This is a genomic window from Rugamonas aquatica (assembly GCF_009380215.1).
In the GTDB taxonomy this organism is placed as follows: domain Bacteria; phylum Pseudomonadota; class Gammaproteobacteria; order Burkholderiales; family Burkholderiaceae_D; genus Rugamonas; species Rugamonas aquatica_B.
On the sequence record NZ_WHUG01000020.1, the window covers coordinates 25,668 to 46,681 of the forward strand.

Sequence of the window (21,014 nt, forward strand, 5' to 3'; positions counted from 1 at the left end):
CGCGACACCGGCACAGGCCGGCGTCGCGGTACTGCAGATTACTTGGCGTAGACAGGGAACTTGTCAGCCAGAACCTTCACGGCCGCTTTCACGCGGTCGATGGTCGCTGCGTCGTGCGGATTGTCCAGCACGTCTGCGATCAGGTTGCCGACTTGTTCCGCTTCCGCTTCCTTGAAGCCGCGGGTGGTGAACGCTGGCGAGCCCAGACGGATGCCCGAAGTCACGAACGGCTTCTGCGGATCGTTAGGGATGCCGTTCTTGTTGCAGGTCATGTGGGCGGCGCCCAGGATCGCTTCCGCTTCCTTGCCGGTCAGGTTCTTAGGACGCAGGTCCACCAGCATCACGTGCGACTCGGTGCCGCCGGAGACGATGCGCAGGCCGCGCTTGATCAGGGTCTTGGCCAGCACGTCGGCGTTGATGACGACCTGTTGCTGGTAAGCCTTGAACTCAGGGGTCAGCGCTTCCTTGAACGCGACAGCCTTACCGGCGATCACGTGCATCAGCGGGCCGCCCTGGATGCCTGGGAAGATGGACGAGTTGATGATTTTCTCGTGCTCGGCCTTCATCAGGATGATGCCGCCGCGCGGGCCGCGCAGCGATTTGTGCGTGGTCGAGGTGACGAAGTCGGCGTGCGGCACTGGGTTAGGGTACAGGCCGGCGGCGATCAGACCGGCGTAGTGCGCCATGTCGACCATGAAGTAGGCGCCAACAGCCTTGGCGACAGCGGCGAAACGCTCGAAGTCGATCTTTTTCGAGAAGGCCGACGCGCCGGCGATGATCAGCTTAGGCTTGTGTTCCTTGGCCAGCACTTCCATGGCTTCGTAGTCGATGTCTTCTTCAGCGGTCAGGCCGTAGGACACCACGTTGAACCATTTGCCGGACATATTCAGCGGCATGCCGTGGGTCAGGTGGCCGCCTTCGGCCAGCGACATGCCCATGATGGTGTCGCCTGGTTTCAGCACGGCGAAGAACACGCCCTGGTTGGCCTGCGAGCCCGAGTTAGGCTGCACGTTGGCCGCTTCCGCGCCGAACAGCTGCTTGACGCGGTCGATCGCCAGTTGCTCGACGACGTCGACGTACTCGCAACCGCCGTAGTAGCGCTTGCCTGGGTAGCCTTCGGCGTATTTGTTGGTCAGCTGGGAACCCTGCGCTTCCATCACGGCTGGCGAGGTGTAGTTCTCCGACGCGATCAGTTCGATGTGATCGTGCTGACGGGTGTTTTCGTTTTGAATCGCGCCGAACAATTCCGGGTCAACGCTGGCGAGGGTGTGATCTTTTGCGAACATGTAAAAACTCCAATCAAATTGAGTAACTTGTTACTGGCAGGTTGGATCGAATGAGGGAAGCCGATAGCGGACAGGCAGCCTCTTCGTGCATTTCCATCGATGGCTGCCCAGGCGAACGGCTGTTGAAATCTCACGTTTCCCGGTGGATGCCCACCTTTCGCTGACCGATCGCCACGCACCAAATTGGTGACTATCAGAGCTTTTCGCCAGTTACGTGAGACGTAATGGAAGCCCGATTGTAATTTATGCGCCAGATTTGAGCAAGGAAATGATTGCCTAAAAGGCAATCTTATGCCGATTTTGATAGGAGAGATAAGCCATACTGCCATTTCGGCTACACTTGACCATCGTTTCCACTCTGGCTTTCACATAACCGCAAGGATAGAACATGATCGTCTTCATCACCGGCGCCACCGCCGGCTTCGGCGCCGCCATGGCGCGCACTTTCGTCCAGAACGGCCATAAGGTCCTGGTCAGCGGCCGCCGCGAGGACCGCCTGCAAGCCCTGGCGGCCGAGCTGGGCGCAGCCGCCCGCCCCATCGTGCTCGACGTGACCGACAAAGCCTCGATCAAGGGCGCGCTGGACAGCCTGCCGGCCGAGTGGTCGCAGATCGACGTGCTGATCAACAATGCCGGCCTGGCGCTGGGCGTCACCCCGGCGCACGAATCGTCGCTGGAAGACTGGGATACGATGATCGCCACCAATTGCAGCGGCCTGGTCGCCATGACCCGCGCCATCCTGCCGGCAATGGTGGCGCGCGGCAGCGGCACCGTCATCAACCTGGGCTCGGTGGCGGGCGACACGCCCTACCCTGGCGGCAACGTCTACGGCGCGACCAAGGCCTTCGTCGAACAGTTCACGCTGAACCTGCGCGCCGACCTGGTGGGCACCGGCGTGCGCGCCACCAACCTGGCGCCCGGCCTGTGCGGCGGCACCGAGTTCTCCAACGTGCGCCTGAAGGGTAACGACGCGGCGGCGGCCAAGGTCTACGAAGGCACGGAGCCGCTGACCCCCGAAGACATCGCCAACACTGCCTACTGGATCGCCACGCTGCCGGCCCACATCAACATCAACCGCATCGAGATGATGCCGACCTGCCAGGGCTACGGTCCGCTGACGATCAAGCGCAATCTGTAACTGAGTTTCGGCCCCTCTTGCTTAAGAGGGGCTTAGCCAGCGTTTCATTCCTGAAGTGATTCGTAAGCGGTTGTTACAATCCTTGGCAAGTTGCCGGGAAAACGCTTTACTGTTGTAAGTGCAATCTTTTGCGCGCCAGTTGAAAAATCCGCACGAACATCGGATTTGACGTGAATTACCCCGTCCTAGCTTCAACGAAAACAATAAAATCGCGTAGAATGTTGCTCAATCTCACTAGTAGTCAAAATAACATGCCAGCAGAGTTTATCTGGAACGTACGGGTCTATTACGAAGACACCGACGCCGGCGGTATCGTCTATTACGCAAACTACCTCAAATTCTTTGAGCGCGCCCGCACCGAATGGCTGCGCGCCATCCATGTCGAACAGCACGCTTTACTGCAGGAACATGACGTCTTGTTCGTCGTCAAAAGCGTCAGCGCGGAGTATCATGCGCCTGCCAAGTTGGACGATGAACTAAAATTAACACTTAGTATCGAAAAGTTAGGCCACGCCTCGATCCAGTTTGTGCAGCAGGCGTGGTGTGGCGAACGTTTGCTGAACACTGCCCGCGTCAAGGTCGGCTGCGTCGGCTCGGACCTGAGCCCGCGCGCCGTGCCGCCAGCGGTTGCTGAAAAAATGCGTAGTACCATCAAAACAGACTGAACACATACATGAACGTCACCCAAGACCTCTCCTTCCTGTCCCTCATCACCAACGCGCACCTGATCGTGCAGTTGATTATGGCGCTGCTGTTCGTCATTTCGCTGACCAGCTGGACCTACATCTTCAGCAAGATGTTCGCCGTGCGTTCGGCGCGCCGCCTGACCATCGAATTCGAGAAAACCTTCTGGGCCGGCGGCAACCTGCACGCGCTGCACCAGAACGCCGGCAAGGACCGCGCCAACAGCGGCCCGCTGGCGCGCATCTTCGAAGCCGGCATGGGCGAGTTCATCAAGAGCAAGGCCGCCTACACCTCGGCCCGCGAAACCATGGACCACGGCGCCATCCTGGACGGCGCCCGCCGCGCCATGCGCGCCGCCTTCCAGCGCGAGATGGATGTGCTGGAATCGCACCTGGCCTTCCTGGCCTCGGTCGGTTCGGTGTCGCCGTACATCGGCCTGCTCGGCACCGTGTGGGGCATCATGAACGCCTTCCGCGGCCTGGCCAATGTGCAGCAGGCCACGCTGGCAGCGGTCGCCCCCGGCATTGCCGAAGCGCTGATCGCCACCGCCATCGGCCTGTTCGCGGCGATCCCGGCCGTGGTCGCGTACAACCGTTTTTCGCACGATATCGACCGTCTGGCGATCCGCTTCGAAAGCTTCGTCGAAGAGTTCTCCAACATCCTGCAACGTCAGTCGCGTTAAGAAGGCAGAGCAATCATGGCTTCCTCTTTTTCCAGCAGCATGCGCGGCGGCCGCGGCCGCAAGTTCAAGTCCGAGATCAACGTCGTGCCCTACATCGACGTGATGCTGGTGCTGCTGATTATTTTCATGGTGATGCCGTCGGCTAACGACCCGAGCGTGGTCGACCTGCCGAGCGCGGAAAAATCCACCAAGCCGCCAAGCGACTACGTGCAAGTGGTCATCAAGCCGAACGGCGCGCTGTCGATCGGCGTCAAGGGCAAGGGTGAAGAGGCGCCGGAAACCGCGCCCAACCGCGACGCGCTGGTCAAGAAGCTGCGCGCCATCCACAGCGACCATCCGGACTATCCGGTGCTGATCGCCGGCGACAAGGAAAGCAAGTACGACGACGTGATCCAGCTGATCTCGGAAGCGAAGAAGATGGGCATCAACCGGGTCGGTTTGTCGACCAAGTAAATCACAGTGCATACGATGAAACCCGCAACAGCAGGCGGCCCCTACAAAGTACCGCGACAGAATGAAGGCTGGCGCTCCGTCGTGCTGGCCGCGGCCATGCACGCCGTGCTGCTGCTGTTCCTGTGGGTGGGCGTGAGCTGGCAGAACAATCAGCCGACCGAAGTGCAGGCCGAGATCTGGGACATGAAGGTGCAGGACGCCGCGCCGCCGGCCCCGCCCGTCGTCAAGCCCGAGCCGGAACCCGAACCGGAGCCTGAGCCGGTGGTCAAGGCCGCTCCGCCGAAACCGGTGGAAGCGCCGCCGGCGCCGAAGGAACCGGACATCGCCCTCGAACGCCTGAAGGCGAAGAAGAAGCTCGAACAGGAAAAACTCGAAGCGGCCAAGGAAGCCAAGCTGAAGAAGGAAGCCGACGAGAAGCAGGCCAAGCTGGAAGCCAGGAAACTGGCCGACAAGAAGGCCGCCGAGCAGAAGCTGAAGGACGAAAAAGAACAGGCCGAGAAAGACAAGAAGGAACTGGCCGAGAAGGACAAGAAAAAACTCGCCGCTGAAAAGGCCGCCAAGGAAAAAGCCGAGAAAGCCGAGAAGGCCGCCAAGGACAAGGCCTTCGCCGCCGAGCTGAGCCGCATCACCGGCAACGCCGCCAAGGGCAGCACCGGCACCGCCGCCACCTCGACTGGCGGGCGCGTCGATGGCGGCTACCAGGCGGCGATCCGGGCCAAGATCAAGAGCAACCTGGTGTACGGCACGGTCGACGATACGCTGAGCGCGACCTACCAGATCACCCAGCTGCCGACCGGTGAGATCATCGGCGTGCGCAAGATGAAGAGCAGCGGCTCTGCCGCTTACGATAGCGCGATTGAAAACGCGATTGCCAAATCGTCACCACTGCCCAAGAAAAAAGATGGTACGGTAGAGCGCGAGTTTGTCGCCGATTTCAACATGAAGGATATGCACTGATTATGAAAAAACTGAAACTAGCAATCCTCTCCGCCACGCTGGCGCTGGCCGCCGGTGGCGCCCTCGCCCAGATGCGGATCGAGATTTCCGGCGTCGGCAGCAACCAGATCCCGGTCGCGGTGGCTGGCTTCGCCGACGAAAACATCGCCCCGCAACAGATCTCGGCCATCATCAAGGCCGACCTGGAGCGCAGCGGCGCCTTCAAGCTGATCGACGCCGGCGTCATCACCAGCATGAGCAATATCGACTACGGCAACTGGAAAGCCAAGGGCGCCGACGCGCTGGTCGTCGGCACCGTCGCCAAGTCCGCCGCCGGCGACTTCGAAGTGCGCTACAAGCTGTTCGACACCGTCAAGCAGAGCGAGCTGTCGCAACTGAACGTGGCGCGCGCGCCGCAGTTCACCCGCCTGACCGCCCACAACATCGCCGACGATGTGTACCTGAAGCTGACCGGCATCCGCGGCGCCTTCTCGACCCGCATCGCCTACGTGAAGGAATACGACAAGCGCCACTACGAACTGCTGGTGGCCGACGCCGACGGCGAAGGCGAACAGATGGCGCTGCGCTCCAACGAACCGATCATTTCGCCATCGTGGTCGCCGGACGGCACCAAGGTCGCCTACGTATCGTTCGAACAGAAGAAGCCGGTGGTCTACGTGCAGAACCTGATCAACCGCGCGCGCACCGTCGTCGCCAATGAAAAAGGCAGCAACTCGTCGCCGGTGTGGGCGCCGACCGGCAACAAGCTGGCGGTGTCGCTGTCCAAGGACGGCCATACGCAGATCTACACCGTCAACGCCGACGGCGGCAACCTCAAGCGCGTCTCCAACAGCGCCGGCATCGATTCCGAAGCCAACTTCGCGCCGGACGGCAGCATCTACTTCATGAGCGACCGCAGCGGTGGACCGCAGATCTACCGCATGAACGGCGACGGCGGCGACGCCAAGCGCGTCACCTTCACCGGCAACTACAACATCAGCCCGCGCGTATCGGCCGACGGCAAGACGCTGGCCTACATCTCCCGCCGCGACGGCAACTACCAGCTGTACGCAATGGACCTGGCCAGCGGCCAGGAGCAGCGCCTGTCCGACAGCACGGACGACCAGTACCCAAGCTTTGCCCCGAACGGCAAATACATCATGTACGCCACTCAAGCCGGCGGCCGCAAATCGCTGGCTGTGGTCTCGGTGGATGGACGTGTGAAGCAACGCCTGACCACACAGGCGGGCAACATCAAGGAGCCCACCTGGGGTCCATTCATGCAGTAATTTTTACCTTTCATCACTAGGAGAATCAAATGCGTAAACTCAGCAGCTTAGCCTTCATCGTCACCACCGCCGCCATCCTGTCCGCTTGCTCGACTCCGGTCAAAATCGCCGAGCCGGCAAAAGTGGAAGAGCGTCAAGTCGAACAGAAACCACAGCCGCAGCCGGACACCCGTACCGTCGCTCCGGTCGAAACCAAATCGCTGGATCCGCTGGACGATCCTAAAGGCGTGCTGGCCAACCGCAGCGTGTACTTCGACTTCGACAGCTACGTCGTGCGCGACGACGGCAAGCCAGTGGTGGAAAACCACTCAGCCTACCTGGCCAAGAACAAAGCCCGCTCGATCCTGATCCAAGGTAACACCGACGAACGCGGTGGCGCCGAGTACAACCTGGCCCTGGGCCAGAAGCGCGCCGAAGCCGTGCGTAAAGCGATGACCACGCTGGGCGTGCCGGAATCGCAGATCGAAGCCGTATCGCTGGGCAAAGAGAAGCCAAAAGCATCCGGTTCGAACGAAGAGGCATGGGCACAAAACCGTCGTGCAGACATCGTCTACAAGTAATCGAAAGCACTACCCTTTTGCCGGGTCACAGGCATAATACGGGGCGGCGCGCGGATAACACCGCGCCCCGCCCCGTTTCCTTTTAGATTTGTGTGAAAGCGCCCGACATGATGAAACTCTCCAAATCCGGCCTGAGCGCCGCCCTGCTGGCCGCGCTGACCTGGCTGCCGCTGCAAGCCCATGCCGGGCTGTTCGACGATGACGAAGCCCGCAAGGCCCTGCTCGACCTGCGCGCCAAGGTCGAAGCCATGCGCGGCGAGCTGAACGCCCGCATCGACACCAAATCCGACAAGTCCAGCACGCTGGACCTGGTCAATCAAAACGAAGTGACGCTGCAGGAAGTGGCCAAGCTGCGCGGCCAGATCGAAGTGCTGAGCAACGAGCTGGCGAATGCGCAAAAGCGCCAGAAAGATTTCTACGTCGACCTGGACGCCCGCCTGCGCAAGCTGGAGCCGCGCGAAGTGACCATCGACGGCAAGACCGCGCAAGTGGACCCGAACGAGCAGAAGACCTACGAGGCGGCCTACAAGATCTTCCTCGCCGGCGACTACAAGGCTGGCGGCACGGCGTTCACCGAGTTCCTGCAGCGCTATCCGGGGTCGAGCTACGCGGCCAACGCCCAGTACTACCTGGGCAGCTCCTACTTCGCGCAGCGCGACTGCAAGGGCGCGATCTCGGCCCAGCTGCTGGTGCTGAAAAACTACCCGGACAGCCCGCGCGCGCCGGAAGCCATGCTCAACATCGCCAGCTGCCAGAGCGAGCTGAAGGACAAGGCCGCCAAGAAGACGCTGCAGGACCTGATCAAGGCCTATCCTGACTCGGCGGCAGCGGTGACGGCAAAAGAACGCCTCAGCGGCAAATAATTACCCGGGGGTATTTGACAGCACGAGCCATTACCCCCTATAATCTCGCTTCTTCGGGGGTCGTTAGCTCAGCTGGTAGAGCAGCGGACTTTTAATCCGTTGGTCGCAGGTTCGAATCCCGCACGGCCTACCATTCGAAGAAAACCAAGGTTACACACCTTTGGGTCGTTAGCTCAGCTGGTAGAGCAGCGGACTTTTAATCCGTTGGTCGCAGGTTCGAATCCCGCACGGCCTACCAAGAATACGCAGTACCAATGAAGGCTTACCCGCTCCGGCGCGTAAGCCTTTTTTGCGTTCCTTTACCCCCCTGGCCAAAACAACAACAGTTCAGGTCGCCCACTGCGGCCCAGCCACCGATAATCATGAACATGCCACGCTGAGTGACGGTGGCCGCCACCGCTTTGCGCGCAGCGTCATTCATCGCGTCCGGGCGTGACTTAAGACCCGGATGGCGTGGCTCGTCGGAATGCCTGTCGGGATGCAGGAAAAGCGGAACACAATTGCCCGGCCCTGTACAAACGTGCACCACACGGGACTCCGCACTCCTTGCTCCACATAACCGGCCGCCGGCCCGAGAAACCAACCATGAACATCCCATTTATGCCCTCACGCGCCTCCTGCGCCATGGCCACCCTGATACTGCTGGGCGCGTTTGGCACTGTCCAAGCCGCCACCTTTAAAGATCCCCGGTTCGAGTCGCTGCAAGACGCCGGCAAATATTCCGACCTGGAGCAACTTGCCCAGGCGCGCTTGAAAGCCAATCCCGGCGACGCAGAAGCCAGCGCGGCCTTGTCGCTGGCACTCACTTTTGTCGACGCCGGCGATGCCAAACGGCTCGATGCCGGCGCCAGGCAGGCCAGGCTATGCATTGAGCAGCACCCGATGGCGGCGGCCTGCCATCTGGCAGCGGCCGAGAACCTCGGTATGCAGATGGTCAATATGGGGATGGCCAAAGCCATGCGCAGCGCGGGGACCTTGAAGGACGCCTGGATCCGCACGCTGGAGCTGGATCCGGGCAGCTTTACGGCCCGGGTGCAGCTGGCCAAGCTGTATGTGACCTTGCCCGGCATGTTGGGCGGCAGCCTCTCCAAGGCCAGGGACCTGGAAGCCGCCGTGCGCAGCAGCCAGCCCGAGACTGCGCGCATCATCCGCGTCCACATCGCCGCCGAGGACAAGAAATGGGCGGAGATGGAGAGCGAGTTGCTGGCGCTCAAACCGAGCCAGGATGGTGCCATGCGCAAAGAGGTACGTGAAGCCACCACCCAGCTGGCCAAGGTCTTTTTGAATGACAGCAAAGACCTGGCCAGGGCCACGCGCCTGTATCAGACGCTGCAGCGCGATCAACCCGATACGGCAAGTGGCTTTTACGGCATGAGCCGGGTCTACGCCGCGCAGGGCCAAACGGACGAGGCGATCCGCAACCTGGAGCGGGCCCGGGCCCTGGGCGATGCCGCCGAATACCCGATCGACCACCGGCTGGGTGATGCCTATCTGGCCAAGGGAGACAAGGCGCAGGCCAAGGCGGCTTACGAGCGCTACCTCGCCAACAAGCGCGCCAACCCGGCCAATCTGGAAAGCGCCCGCAAGAGCCTGAGCCAAATCAACTAGAAAGCGCGCCATGAAACTTCGCATATCCTCTCCTGCCGCACCGTCACACAAAGAATGCAACATGAGCGACGACGACGTGCCCGTGTGGCGCTTGTACCTGTTGCGTGCGCTATATTTGATGGTTTCAGTGGGGTTGGCACTCTCATTTTGGCCTGCGTTGCTGCATCACAGCGACCGCTGGGCCCTGTGGGCGCAGCGTCGCGGGGAGATGGTGGCCATGCTGCTGGCCTTGTCGATGCTGTGCGTGTGGGGCTTGCGCTACCCGCTGCAAATGCTGCCTTTGCTGATTTTCGAGCTGGTCTGGAAGACCGTGTGGATTGCGGCCATTGCCTACCCTTTGTGGCAGCATGGGGCGATGACTCCCGGCGTCGAGGAATCCTTCTATGCTTGCCTGGCGGGTATCGTGATCACGCCGCTGGTCTTGCCCTGGCGTTATATCGCGCACCACTATTTCAGAAAACCTGGCCAGCGCTGGCGGTGATGAAGGGCCTTGGACATACTCTCTGTTTTCGCGCCTCAATTATCGGAGTATCCTGTCGCCATGCTACCCACTCCTGCTCTCGAAGTCGCTCCGCAGGCGCTGAATTTCCGTTGGCGGGCCTTATTTGGCTGGCGCCGCGTGTGTACAGCCGCCGCCATCTGCACCCTGCTGTTTGCTTTGCTGAGTCTCAACTATGCGACGTTTACCTTGCGCCTGCCGATTCGGGTGTACTGCACAGGCTTGGCGGTGCTGCTGGCCTTTGGCCTGTTCGAGCAATGGCCACGCCGGCTTCCCAGATGGTTGGCGCGCTGGGTGCTGCAAGTAATTGCGGTCGGCGTGACGGTGCCCGTCACCATCTTCCTTTTCTTCAAGCTGGGCACGCCTCCGGGTGCACCGCAATTCTGGGACGAACCGAAGCGATTGAATGGTTTCATGACGATGTTGTTTGTCGGTACGCTGGTGGCGCCCTGGACTGCGCTGGCCGCCTTGTTGCGCCAGCGCGAGGCCAGGGCGGAGAAGCAAGCGATCGAATTCGAATTGGAGCGCACTGAGATGGCCCGCCAGGCGCTGGATGCCCACATGCGCCTGCTCACCGCCCAGGCACAGCCGCATTTTCTGTTCAATACCCTGGCCAATGTACAGGCGCTGGTCGAGGCGGGTTCGCCGCGTGCGCCGCAGCTGCTGCAAAGCCTGACGGACTACTTGCGCGCAGCGGTGCCGCGCCTGGACGGCTCTGCCAACACGCTGAACCAGGAATTGGAGCTGGTGCGCGCCTATCTGGAGTTGATGCAAATGCGTATGCCCGATCGCCTTGCATTCGATTTGCATACCGGCGCCGGCGTCCACCTGCTGCGCTGCCCGCCGATGACGCTGCTGACGCTGGTCGAGAATGCAGTCCAGCACGGCATCGATCCCAGCGAAGAAGGCGGCCGCATCGTCGTTCGCGCCGATTTGATAGGCGACGGGCGCTGCCGCTTGAGCGTCAGCGACACCGGTGTGGGCTTGCAGGCGACCGGCCGCGGCCTGGGCACCGGGCTGGCGGCGCTGCGCGAACGTCTGCATTGGGCCTACGGCGCCAGCGCGACGATGGACTTGAGCGAAGTGGAACCGCATGGCGTGCAAGTCGTGATTGAATTTACTATCGAGCCAAAATGACCCCAGCCTCCCCTATCACGGCCTTGATTGCCGACGACGAACCGCTGCTGCGCGAGATCATGGAGGCGCGCCTGGCCGCCGCTTGGCCGGAGCTGAAAATCGTCGCGCAGGCGCGCAATGGCCGGCAGGCCGTCGAACTGTTCGAGCAGCATCAGCCAACGATTTGCTTTTTGGACGTGCACATGCCCGGCCTGAGCGGCATTGAGGTGGCGCGCCAGATAGGCAAGCGTTCGCACCTGGTTTTTGTGACCGCCTTTGGCGAGTACGCGCTGGATGCTTTCGAACATGGCGTGCTGGACTATCTCGTCAAGCCGGTCACCGCCGCTCGCCTCGCCGAGACGGTGGCGCGACTGCAGGCGCGCTTGCAAACGCATCAACCAGCAGTGCACACCGATGCACTGCTGGCGCAGTTGGCGGAGCGACTCAAGCTCAACCAACCGGAGCCCATGGGCTGGGTGCGCGCCACCGTGGGCAGCTCCCTGCGGATGATCCCGGTCGATGACATTGACTTTCTCAAGAGCGACACAAAGTACACGCTGGTGGCATACCGCGATGAAGGGCAAGCCGCCGAAGCGCTGATACGGATGCCGCTGAAAGAGCTGATCGCGCAACTTGACCCAAAGCAGTTTGCCCAGGTACATCGCTCGGTTGTCGTCAATCTGCGGTCAATCCGCTGCGTCACGCGCGGCGAGAATGAAACCGCCGATATTGAACTCAAGGGTCGCAGCGAGCGCCTACCGGTCAGCCGCAGCTACTTGCAGGTTTTTAAAGAGATGTAGGTGCGGCTACGCCGGGCGCGGCAGCGGCCTTGGGCTTGCGCGGGGCGCGCGGCTTTTTCGGCTTCTCTGCCGGGGCAGCGGCCTCGCGGCCTTTGACCGCTTCAATCAGGGCGTTGGCGTAGGCGTTGCGAGCGGTCTGGGCGAATGCGGTTTGTTGCTGCAAGCGGGCCAGTTCGGCGTCGACGGCCTGGATGTTGGCGGCCTGAATCCTGGCAGCCTCGTTCAGGTTGGCGGAGGCGTAGGAGGTGCCATTGATCGTAACGTATTGCGGTAAAGTCATCGTCTTCCTTGATTATCGTATCCGGGCCGAAAATCCCAGTCGACCGTGATTGTATGTCTAACCGGCACGCCTCGCCAAGGGCGCCTGCGCCCTCCTGCGGCTGTTAGGGCTTGTCAGATTCCGTTCCGCGCATTATCATGCTGGCCCCTTGGGTCGTTAGCTCAGCTGGTAGAGCAGCGGACTTTTAATCCGTTGGTCGCAGGTTCGAATCCCGCACGGCCTACCAAGATACCTCAAGAAAGCCCACCAACTTCGGTTCGTGGGCTTTTTTGTTTCTGCGTCAGCCCATACAAAAAAGCCCATGAACTCATGGGCTTTGGGATGCTCAGACTAGCGATAAATCAAATAGAACTTCAACCCGCTTGCGTTCTGCGTCGCGCTGCCGGTCTGCACCAGCGCCACGTGGTTGCCGCCGGCGCTATGGAAGATATTGCGGCCGTAGCTGGTCTGACCATTGACGGGCGGGAAATTCAAGTCGCCCGCAAACTGTATCAGCTCGCCTGTATAGCGCCTGTAGGTGCTCGGGTAGGTTGCCGCATAGTCCGGATAGCTGCCTGGCGTGCTGGCAATCGCCAAGGTCTCCAGTGCGTCCGATTGGCTCAGCGACGCCAGCGTGCCCGTCAGCGCCAGCTTGCCGCCGTACAGCAAGGTATCGGCGCGGAAGTAGGTGCCGAGCGAGGTGAACACCCAGTCCTCCTTCGACGACAGGAACAAGGTCAAACCGATCGGATAATCGCCGTGATAAGGCGAATCGCCGTAGATGGTGACGGCATCGCTGGCCGCATCGGTGGCGAAGAAGGAAATGTCCACCGGCGACAACCCCTCGGATACGGCATACCCCTTGTGATTGAGCGGCGAATAAATGCCATGCATGGTGCTGTAGAAGTAGCCGAAGCCGGTTGGACTAGTTCCCGGCGCCAGCGTCACACCGGTGCGCGCATTCAGCGCGGATACCGATGGCGAGTACCACTGCCCGCCGGTCTGGCCGCTGAGGTACACCAGGCCGCTATTAATCAGCATCACTTCGGTCTGCGCGCCACCAGTGGCGCTGGTGCGGATGATGCTGGCCGTTTGCAGATCCACCAGCGTCACCAGTCCCTCGTGCAGCACGGCGGCCAGCTTGCCGTCGCGGCTCAGGCTCATCGCCTTGTAAGCGGCCGGCAAAATCACCGACTTGATCACGCCGCTGAATGGATCGACGATTTTCAGCGCATCCGGCCCGCTCGCCACCATCACCGCCTTGTCCAGCGACTTGCTGTAGCGCGTCGCGAGCGGCGTAAATGGCAAGGCGACCGAGCCGCTGAGCTGGGCCAGCACCTTCACATCCTGGCGGGTCGTCACCGCACGCTTGCCGTCACTGACCTTGAGCAACAGGGTGTAAGTGCCCGGCAGATCCGGCGTGAAGGACAGCTCGGCCGCATCGGGCTTGGCCAGCGCCGCGGACGATCCGCTGGGTTTGCTGCCCAGCGTCCAGTTGTAGTTGAGCGGGTCAGCGTCCTCGTCGTAGCTCAAGCCGCCCGAGACGGTGACCACGCCGCCCGCCAGCACGGTCAGCGCGCTCTTGTCGAGCACCGCCACGGGCACGTGGTTGGTGGCAGTGACCGTCAGATCCTGCTCCGAGAAGGCGCCGACCGGGTCGGTCACGCGCAAGCGCACCACGTAGTTACCGCCGAGATCAGGCGTGAACTTCAAGGAAGCCGCGTTCGACGACGGCAGCGACACATTGCTGCCGCCCGGCTTGGATTGCAGGGTCCAGGCATAGGTCAGGGCGCCGGCCTCGGGATCGGAGCTTGCCGCGCCGCTCAGCGCAACTTCCGCACCGATCGATGGCGTACCCGTGCAGCAGGGACGGCGCCGGTTTGTGGGCGCGCACAATTGCAATCTTCATGTCCAGTTTCCCAAATTTAGATACGGCAATCATATTGCCAAAAAATTAAATTGAAAATAGGAAACTTTACTTAAGTATAAATAGTCATCGATATCGTTTTCGGTATCAAACGATAATATTTCTGCCAGGAAGCGTTTTCGGCCGCTGCGTAACCGCCCTGTCATATGGCGCCACTACCTTGGTGCGTTTTCCACCTTCGTACGCTACCTATATGCCTTTGTTTTCACCGCGTCCCCATATCCTGGCCCTGAGTATCGGATTAGCCCTGAGCGCCTGCGGCGGCTCCCCCACTGAAGAACCGCTGGTGATCCCGGCAGCGCCAGCCGACCAGGGTGCAGCTGAAGTGGCGCCGCCGCCATCGGCCACCGCCTTTGTCGACACCGTCGCCACCAACCAGCGCGGCGACGCCCGCTACGCGACGCTGGCCACCAACGCCGGCGTCCGCATCCTGGGCGGCTTCCTCGATGTGTGGAAACCGTTGACCGAAATCGTCGACGCCGGCGTCACCGCGCCCGCCGCCGACGGCTACCCGGCCGTGGTCGCCTCGACCTGGACCGGCGTGCCCAACGACGGCACCCCGGACGGCAAAGTGGTCAACGCCGCCGTGCATCAGGCCAATATCGACTACGTCATCAAAGCCACCGCCAACCGTACGGCGGAACAAGCGGTGCAAGCCTATCTGGACGACCGCCGTGGCAAAGGCTACAGCGTCACCGACGGCATGGGTCCGCTGACCGGCGCCTGGCGCACCGCCGCCCAGCAGACCACCAGCATCAACACGGTCGCGGCCGACGCCACCAGCGTGCTGTACAACGACAGCGGCAACAACACCGGTGTCGCTGGCAGCGCCAACGCCAGCTTCGGCAGCGTGGTCGACCTGGTCAACCTGGTCGGCGGCAACGCCTCCACCGAGCCGGCCAAGCGCTTCTACAAATACGCCCGCCCCTACCGCTGGAGCAGCAGCGTGCAGGTATTGCCGACGCTGGTGCCGGCCAAGAGCAGCACGCCGGCCACCGACGGCGGCTTCACCAGCGGCCACTCGGCCGAAGCCGCGCGCGACGCGGTCGCCATGGCCTATGCGGTGCCGGAGCGTTTCCAGGAAATGCTGAGCCGTGGCCTGGAGCTGGGCGAATCGCGCATCCTGGCCGGCATGCATTCGCCGCTGGATGTGTTGAGCGGCCGCATCCTCGGCCAGGCCAGCGCCGCCGCCAACCTGGCGGATCCGGCCAACGCGGCCAGAAAAGCCGCAGCCGTCACCCAGGCGCACGCCACGCTGATGGCGGCCACCGGCACCACCGCCGACAGCTTTGCCGCCTATGCCCAGTCCGGCACCGTGGCCAATGACCGCTTTGCCGACTACGCCGCCAACAAGGCCAACTACCTGCGCCGCAGCACCTACGGCTTCGCGCCGGTCGCCGCCACCAATGCCGCCGCCGCCGTGCCGAAAGGCGCGGAAGTGCTGCTGGAAACCCGCCAGCCTTACCTGAGCGACGCCCAGCGCCGCGTGGTGCTGAAGACCACCGCGCTGCCGTCGGGCTATCCGGTCATGGATGACGCCGAGGGCTGGGGCCGCTTGAACCTGTTCGCTGCGGCGGACGGCTATGGCGCGTTCAGCGGCAACGTCATCATCGTCATGGACGCCGGCAAGGGCGGCTTCAACGCGGTGGACCGCTGGCGCAATGACATCGGCGGCACCGGCAAGCTGATCAAGCAAGGCACGGGCACGCTGAAGCTGGCCGGCACCAACAGCTGGACCGGCGGCACCGAGCTGACGGCCGGCACGCTGCAAGGCGACTCCGCCGCCGCGTTCGGTGCGGGCGACGTCTACGTCAGCGGCGGCACGCTGGTGGCCAACGCCCCTGCCCCGCTGAAGGTCGCCGGCAAATATACCCAGCTGAGCGGCAGCACCACGCTGGAGCTGGACCTTGGCGCCGCCGGCAGCCAGGGCAGCCTGGCCGTGTCCGCCACCGCCACCATTGCCGGCGGGACGCTGCGCGTGAAGTTCGTCAACGGCTACAAGCCCAAGGCGGGTGATGTGTTGACCGTCATCACAGCGGCCAGCCTGAAGGGCAAGTTCACCACCATCGCGGTGGATGGCTTCGCCAACGTCACGCCCAACTACAGCGCCACCACGTTGACGCTGACCATCGGCAGCTAAGCCGCACAACGCCCGGGCGCGCACTGCCCGGGCGATTGCTCAATCTTGCGCCCCTTCAAATGCCCTCAGCCCGCATCACAGTACTCTCGTCAAATACCTTTGACAGGAGCCCACCATGCAGCAGTCCGACGAAGAAGCATTCGAAAACGCAATCAAATCATTGGAAGCCACTACGGCCAGCGTGGGGATGCATCTGGAGATTGATTCCACCGCGCGCCGATTTTACGCGCGCGAGATAAAGGCCATGTCAGACAAACTTCGCCGGGATGTCGCGGCAGGAAAGCTGACCTGGGCTCAAGCGGCGGAGCAGGCACAGGCCACGCGAAACGCCGTCATGCAACTCACCAGATCGCGCACTACGCCCGTTGCACGCGCTTTCGCAGAACACACAAAGGCTGAGGGCCGTGGCATGACGGCATTGGTCGCCGAAAAAACCGCAAAGCTGTTTGGGAAAAATGCTGCCTTCGCAAAGCTCACTACGTCAAAGCAGAACCGCGTATTTGCCGAAATTGTGGCCTCGGCCGGCAGATCTCAACCCGCGATTACACGCAACGTGCTACGGCTATCGTACGTGGGCCGCAGCGTGATTCTGCTGTCGCTAGCACTATCGACGTACAACGTCCTCTCCGCTCGCGACAAATCCACGGCGGTCAAACGAGAACTCGTCACCACCACTGCGGGTATCGGCGGAAGCATTGCGGCTGGCGCTCTCGCGGGATTGGTGTGCGGCCCTGGCGCGCCTGTATGTGTGACAATAGGTGCGTTTGTCGGTGGCGCGCTGCCGGCCTTCGGCGCTGGCTTTATATGGTAGAGCAAGCTCGTGAGACTACTTTCGACTTCAGAATTCGCGATACGGCAGGCGTCGCCCTACACGGATACGGAGCTGGCGTCTTCCGAGCTGCTACTGGACGGCAAGCCCACTGGGTTGATCGTGACAGGAGCGGTACTTGAAGCAGCCCTGGAGTGGCAAGGCTGTCGCGTCGCCTTCTTCACCGATGACATCCCCTTCGAAGACATGCTGCGAATTTATATGTTCGACGCCAATATGATATTGATCGACGCGGCCGTGCTCGGCGCGATGTACTCCACCGGCGTATTTTCCGAGCTAAGCCTGCAGCCCCCGAATGCGCTGACGTTTCGCTTCTTCGGTGGCATCGCCTGGCGCTTGGTGATGCTGGCCGAACAGGAGTTTGCCCTGCCGTTTTTTTCCGATCCGCGTGGCGTCAATCGGAAATTCAAATTCTTCAGGCACTTCCGGATTGAAGGCGAGCCGCAGCGGGAGGGAGAGCCGAACGTCTTGCCAAGCACCGACTATAGAGGAGAGCAATGCCATTGAAGCCCAAGCAGATAGGCGAACTGCTCTTGTTAGCCATGTTACTTTCCGCCATTCCACTGGCATCCGCCAGCGCGAGCACTTGCTATGGCACCGTCGCCAACGGCCGCCTGCAAGACGGCGTGCAACTTCCCGCTGCCGGAAAAAACTTCGTCCCGTACAGCAGCTTGGGGGTATCGCTTGGCAGGACGTATGTACACCAAACCGTTCGCGACATCGTCGTCGACGCATACAACGCCGTGTATCTCACTGCGCCAGAAAAGCGATTCGTGTATGGCGAAACAGGATGGGCCAACGGCGGGCCATTCAAACCGCACCGCACCCACCAGGCCGGACTCTCGGTCGATTTCATGGTGCCTGTGCTCGACGGCAAACGCAGGTCTGTTCCCCTGCCGACGAGCGCCCTGAACAAGTTTGGCTACGATCTGGAATTTGACGCGACCGGCTCGCTGGGCGATCTGCGCATCGACTTCGAAGCCATGGCGGAGCACCTGTACCAACTTGCCGAAGCGGCGAAAAAACATCACGTCGGGATCAAGCAAGTCATCTTCCAAAAAGAACTCGTGGCACTGCTGCTGCAAACAAAACGCGGCAGCTACCTGCGCAACAACGTGACCTTCATGAAGGCGACACCGTGGATCAAGCACGATGAACACTATCACGTGGACTTTTCGCTGCCCTGCCGCCCTTCATAGCAACTGATGCACTTTGACAACAGCTAATTGTTAAAGTGAAAATCCGCGTGTATTGTGGTGCTCTTGATGTTGTTCAGCACCCAACATGAAACAGCCCCTCTTCTTCCGCACGCAACCCGGTCCAGGCTGGCTGCTCATCCTGGCCCTGGCGGCCTGCTACCCGCTGGCCGCCTCCGCGACCACACCGGAAGACGAAGACCTTGCCCTGTACGGCATGGACCGCTCCGCCATCAGCCTGGCGACCGGCTCCACCCAACTGTTGCGCCGCGCGCCGGCGGTCGCCTCCGTGGTGACGGCCGAAGATATCGCCGCCACCGGCGCCACCGACCTCAGCCAGGTACTGGAAACGGTGGCCGGCATCCACGTCACGCGCGGGGCGCCGCTGTTTCCACCGCTGTACATCATTCGCGGCATCGGCAGCGGCGGCCCCACCAACCCGCAGGTGCTGGTCATGCTCAACGGCCTGCGGATGAGCACCGACTACACCGGCGACAAAGGCAATATGTGGGTCAGCATGCCGGTGACGAATGTGGCGCGGATCGAAATCATCCGCGGCCCCGGCTCCGCCCTGTATGGCGCCGACGCGTTTGCCGGCGTCATCAACATCATCACCAAGACGGCGGACCAGATCCCGGGCCTGCGCGCAGGCGTGCAGGCGGGCTCGTTCAACACGCGCGACGCCTGGCTGGAATACGGCCACAAGCAAGACCAGCTGGCGATCGCGGCCTATCTGCAAGTGGGCCGCACCGATGGCCCGGACAGCATCATCGAAGCCGATGCGCAAACGCTCAACGACAGCCGCTTCGGCACCCACGCCAGCAAGGCGCCCGGCCAGATCAGCGCAGGCTACAGCGCCTCCGACGGCGGCCTCGACCTGACCTACCAGCGCTGGCGCTGGCGCACCAACCTGAAATGGCGCAGCAATGTCGGCACCGGCCCCGGCGTCAATTCGGCGCTGGACCCCGACCACAAAACGCGCACCGGCACGGCGCTCAGCGAACTGGCCTGGAGCGCACCCGATTTTTCCGACACCTGGAACGTGGGCGCTACGCTCAGCTACATGTTTTTCACCGAACAGTCGCCCAATGGACTGGGGCTGTTTCCGGCCGGCGCGCGCATCGGCCCCAACCTGTTCCCGAACGGGATGATCGGCGGCCCCAGCCGCTGGGAGCGCAATCTGCGCAGCGCGGCCTACGCCACCTACAGCGGCTGGGACCACCACGCGCTGCGCCTGGGCATCGGCCACGACGACCTGTATCTGTACCAGGTCAGCACGATGAAGAACTTCCTGCTCAATCCGGCGGGCGTGCCGATACCGACCGGCCCGGTGATCGACTACGGCGCCATCCAGCCGCACATCCTGCCGCAGCGCCGCAAGATCAACTACGCCTACATCCAGGACGAGTGGCAGTTCGCGCGCGACTGGGCGCTGACGGCCGGCGTGCGCCACGACGATTACTCCGACTTCGGCGGCACCACCAATCCGCGCCTGGCGCTGGTGTGGGACGCCGACCTGAACGTCACGATCAAGCTGCTGCACGGCCGCGCCTTCCGCTCGCCCAGCTTCAACGAACAGGCCGGCATCAACCCGGTCAACATGGGCAATCTGAAGATCGAGCCGGAGACCATCGCCACCACGGAAGCGGCGCTGGCCTGGCAGGCGCGCCATGACCTGGCCATCAACCTGAGCCTGTTCCGCTACAAGATGAAAGACCTGATCCGCTCGGTGCCGAATCCTGCGCCGGCGCCGGGCGCCACCTACCAGAACAGCGGCAGCCAGGACGGCAACGGCGGCGAGGTTGAACTGACCTGGGACGTGGACGCCAACCTGCGCTGGCAAGCGAACTATGCGCGCCAGAACGCGCGCGATCCGGCCACCGGGCGCGACCCCGGCTATGCGCCGCGCCATCACGCCAACACCCGCGTGGACTGGAGCTTCAGCCCGGGCTGGCGCCTGACGCCGCAACTGAACTGGGTGGCCGGCCGGCGCCGGGCGCTCGGCGACGCGCGCGCGCCGATTGCCGACTACCGCACCGTCGACGCCACGCTGACGCGGCGCCTGCCGCACGGCTGGACCGTGTCCGCCAGCGTGCTCAACCTGTTCAACGCCGACGCCCGCGAACCCAGCCTGACGCCCGGCCTGGCGCTGCCGTTCGATATCCCGGTATCGCCGCGCTCCGTGGCGATGCAGCTAAGCGTCAAGCTTTAACTGTTTTTCAAAAACGCATCCCGGCAGCTGCAGGACGCTCCGGGGCAAGCGCCCTTCAGCGGTGGCGTTCGGCTGTATCGGGCTGTCGTTCTACTGTGTGTTGCTGGTGGCATCCAGTGGCGCGCCGGGCAGCTGTGGGAGCGGCGTGTACCGGCGCGGCCACACAACATGCGCTTCCTGGCAAAAATAAAATTTATAAAAATGAATATACTATTCGACACATAACATATACCATGGGAAATTGAATTATACGTGTGACAACAAAAATACCCCCTACTAGGAAGAATCATGAAAATCGTCAAACTTTTGGCTGGTGCAGCATGCGCCGCAACGATGCTGCTGAGTTCGGTAGCCCACGCGGATGTCAAACAATGGGTCCTGTCCGGCGTCACCTTCAATGACGGCGGCACCCTGACCGGCAACTTCGCCACCGATTCGGTCACCGGCGGCCTGCTGTCCTTCGATCTGACCACGACCGCCGGCACGATACGCGACGGCTTCCACTACAACGCCGCATCGAGCTCCCTCTTAGGCAAC

Annotated in this window: 20 protein-coding genes, 3 tRNA genes and 1 riboswitch; of the genes, 20 read left to right on the forward strand and 3 right to left on the reverse strand. The window is 62.1% G+C overall.

Translation table 11 applies throughout. The features are described 5' to 3' along the window. Positions 1-38 precede the first annotated feature (38 nt). Positions 39-1,286, reverse strand: coding sequence for a serine hydroxymethyltransferase (gene glyA / locus GEV02_RS29910; RefSeq protein ID WP_152841462.1), 1,248 nt, complete (start codon positions 1,284-1,286; stop codon positions 39-41). 98 nt (positions 1,287-1,384) lie between these two features. Beyond that, positions 1,385-1,510: riboswitch (ZMP/ZTP riboswitch) on the reverse strand. 164 nt (positions 1,511-1,674) lie between these two features. Here glyA and GEV02_RS29915 point away from each other — a divergent pair. The 14 genes from GEV02_RS29915 (at position 1,675) to GEV02_RS29980 (ending at position 11,914) form a co-directional block, all read left to right on the forward strand. Then, a complete protein-coding gene (locus tag GEV02_RS29915; RefSeq protein WP_152841463.1) occupies positions 1,675-2,424 on the forward strand; it encodes an SDR family NAD(P)-dependent oxidoreductase in 750 nt (249 codons plus the stop codon). A 251-nt stretch (positions 2,425-2,675) separates the two neighbouring features. After that, positions 2,676-3,089 carry a tol-pal system-associated acyl-CoA thioesterase gene (gene ybgC, locus GEV02_RS29920; protein ID WP_152841537.1) on the forward strand — a complete coding sequence of 138 codons (414 nt, stop codon included), beginning with the start codon at positions 2,676-2,678 and terminating at the stop codon, positions 3,087-3,089. An 8-nt stretch (positions 3,090-3,097) separates the two neighbouring features. Then, on the forward strand, positions 3,098-3,790 hold the full coding sequence (tolQ, locus tag GEV02_RS29925; protein ID WP_070360270.1) for a protein TolQ: 693 nt from the start codon (positions 3,098-3,100) through the stop codon (positions 3,788-3,790). 15 nt (positions 3,791-3,805) lie between these two features. Then, a complete protein-coding gene (locus tag GEV02_RS29930; RefSeq protein ID WP_008446713.1) occupies positions 3,806-4,243 on the forward strand; it encodes an ExbD/TolR family protein in 438 nt (145 codons plus the stop codon). A gap of 15 nt (positions 4,244-4,258) precedes the next feature. Beyond that, positions 4,259-5,200 (forward strand): cell envelope integrity protein TolA, encoded by a 942-nt coding sequence (gene tolA / locus GEV02_RS29935; protein WP_152841464.1) that lies wholly within the window; start codon positions 4,259-4,261, stop codon positions 5,198-5,200. Positions 5,201-5,202: 2 nt separating this feature from the next. Further along, positions 5,203-6,468 carry a Tol-Pal system beta propeller repeat protein TolB gene (tolB, locus tag GEV02_RS29940; protein WP_152841465.1) on the forward strand — a complete coding sequence of 422 codons (1,266 nt, stop codon included), beginning with the start codon at positions 5,203-5,205 and terminating at the stop codon, positions 6,466-6,468. A 29-nt stretch (positions 6,469-6,497) separates the two neighbouring features. Beyond that, complete coding sequence (pal, locus tag GEV02_RS29945) at positions 6,498-7,028, forward strand: peptidoglycan-associated lipoprotein Pal (protein ID WP_008446706.1); 531 nt, start codon at positions 6,498-6,500, stop codon at positions 7,026-7,028. A gap of 107 nt (positions 7,029-7,135) precedes the next feature. Continuing rightward, positions 7,136-7,891 carry a tol-pal system protein YbgF gene (ybgF, locus tag GEV02_RS29950; protein WP_152841466.1) on the forward strand — a complete coding sequence of 252 codons (756 nt, stop codon included), beginning with the start codon at positions 7,136-7,138 and terminating at the stop codon, positions 7,889-7,891. A 57-nt stretch (positions 7,892-7,948) separates the two neighbouring features. After that, positions 7,949-8,024 (forward strand) — tRNA-Lys (locus GEV02_RS29955). 29 nt (positions 8,025-8,053) lie between these two features. After that, positions 8,054-8,129: transfer RNA gene (locus GEV02_RS29960), tRNA-Lys, on the forward strand. Between the two features lie 347 nt (positions 8,130-8,476). Continuing rightward, a complete protein-coding gene (locus GEV02_RS29965; protein WP_152841467.1) occupies positions 8,477-9,499 on the forward strand; it encodes a tetratricopeptide repeat protein in 1,023 nt (340 codons plus the stop codon). 61 nt (positions 9,500-9,560) lie between these two features. Continuing rightward, a complete protein-coding gene (locus tag GEV02_RS29970) occupies positions 9,561-9,980 on the forward strand; it encodes a hypothetical protein (RefSeq protein WP_152841468.1) in 420 nt (139 codons plus the stop codon). Positions 9,981-9,989: 9 nt separating this feature from the next. Beyond that, a complete protein-coding gene (locus GEV02_RS29975) occupies positions 9,990-11,135 on the forward strand; it encodes a sensor histidine kinase (protein ID WP_235923060.1) in 1,146 nt (381 codons plus the stop codon). Next, the gene (locus GEV02_RS29980; protein ID WP_152841469.1) at positions 11,132-11,914 is read left to right on the forward strand and encodes a LytR/AlgR family response regulator transcription factor; all 783 of its coding nucleotides are present in this window, start codon (positions 11,132-11,134) and stop codon (positions 11,912-11,914) included. The genes GEV02_RS29975 and GEV02_RS29980 overlap by 4 nt, the downstream gene beginning before the upstream one ends. Here the strand turns inward: GEV02_RS29980 and GEV02_RS29985 are convergent. Next, a complete protein-coding gene (locus tag GEV02_RS29985; protein WP_152841470.1) occupies positions 11,901-12,194 on the reverse strand; it encodes a DUF6447 family protein in 294 nt (97 codons plus the stop codon). The two genes, GEV02_RS29980 and GEV02_RS29985, sit on opposite strands and share 14 nt — an antisense overlap. Positions 12,195-12,344: 150 nt before the next feature. Here GEV02_RS29985 and GEV02_RS29990 point away from each other — a divergent pair. Further along, a tRNA-Lys gene (locus GEV02_RS29990) sits at positions 12,345-12,420 on the forward strand. A gap of 104 nt (positions 12,421-12,524) precedes the next feature. Here the strand turns inward: GEV02_RS29990 and GEV02_RS29995 are convergent. Further along, a complete protein-coding gene (locus GEV02_RS29995) occupies positions 12,525-14,069 on the reverse strand; it encodes a PKD domain-containing protein (protein ID WP_152841471.1) in 1,545 nt (514 codons plus the stop codon). Positions 14,070-14,293: 224 nt separating this feature from the next. Here GEV02_RS29995 and GEV02_RS30000 point away from each other — a divergent pair, with 224 nt between their 5' ends. The 5 genes from GEV02_RS30000 (at position 14,294) to GEV02_RS30020 (ending at position 20,477) form a co-directional block, all read left to right on the forward strand. Next, entirely contained in the window at positions 14,294-16,240 is a 1,947-nt protein-coding gene (locus GEV02_RS30000; RefSeq protein ID WP_152841472.1) for a phosphatase PAP2 family protein, read from the forward strand. A gap of 115 nt (positions 16,241-16,355) precedes the next feature. Further along, complete coding sequence (locus GEV02_RS30005) at positions 16,356-17,051, forward strand: hypothetical protein (protein ID WP_152841473.1); 696 nt, start codon at positions 16,356-16,358, stop codon at positions 17,049-17,051. A 9-nt stretch (positions 17,052-17,060) separates the two neighbouring features. Continuing rightward, on the forward strand, positions 17,061-17,576 hold the full coding sequence (locus tag GEV02_RS30010; protein ID WP_152841474.1) for a hypothetical protein: 516 nt from the start codon (positions 17,061-17,063) through the stop codon (positions 17,574-17,576). Continuing rightward, positions 17,567-18,268: a penicillin-insensitive murein endopeptidase gene (locus GEV02_RS30015; RefSeq protein ID WP_152841475.1), complete on the forward strand. Its 702-nt coding sequence runs from the start codon at positions 17,567-17,569 to the stop codon at positions 18,266-18,268. Before GEV02_RS30010 ends, GEV02_RS30015 begins: the two co-directional genes overlap by 10 nt. 85 nt (positions 18,269-18,353) lie before the next feature. After that, entirely contained in the window at positions 18,354-20,477 is a 2,124-nt protein-coding gene (locus tag GEV02_RS30020; RefSeq protein WP_152841476.1) for a TonB-dependent receptor plug domain-containing protein, read from the forward strand. Positions 20,478-21,014 lie beyond the last annotated feature (537 nt).